This window comes from Halomonas borealis (assembly GCF_004798905.1).
Classification (GTDB): Bacteria; Pseudomonadota; Gammaproteobacteria; order Pseudomonadales; family Halomonadaceae; genus Halomonas; species Halomonas borealis.
The window spans coordinates 1-255 of record NZ_SDMO01000090.1 but is presented as its reverse complement, the minus strand read 5'-3'; the positions used below and the strand labels follow the sequence as shown (position 1 = coordinate 255).

The 255-nt window shown below is 39.6% G+C and carries 1 protein-coding gene; it reads left to right on the top strand.

What is annotated here, in order from left to right:
• Nucleotides 1–18 precede the first annotated feature (18 nt).
• Nucleotides 19–255, top strand: a 237-nt coding sequence (locus tag ETC07_RS16265) for a TGS domain-containing protein (RefSeq protein WP_136249334.1), incomplete at its 3' end; no start/stop codon positions are given.

Here is a 255-nt window from a genome sequence, read left to right as displayed (position 1 = left end):
AAAAAATTGGAGGCTTATATGATTAAAATCACTTTCCCAGATGGTGCTGTCAAAGAATTTGAGGCAGGCATCTCAACACTTGAAATTGCGAAATCAATCTCACCTGGTTTGGCTAAAAAAGCCTTGGCTGGTAAAGTCAACGGCAAACTTATTGACGTGACCCGTCCAATCAAAGAAGATGCAACTTTTGAAATTGTAACACCGGATCATGAAGATGCTTTTGGTTTACTTCGTCACTCTGCAGCTCACTTATTT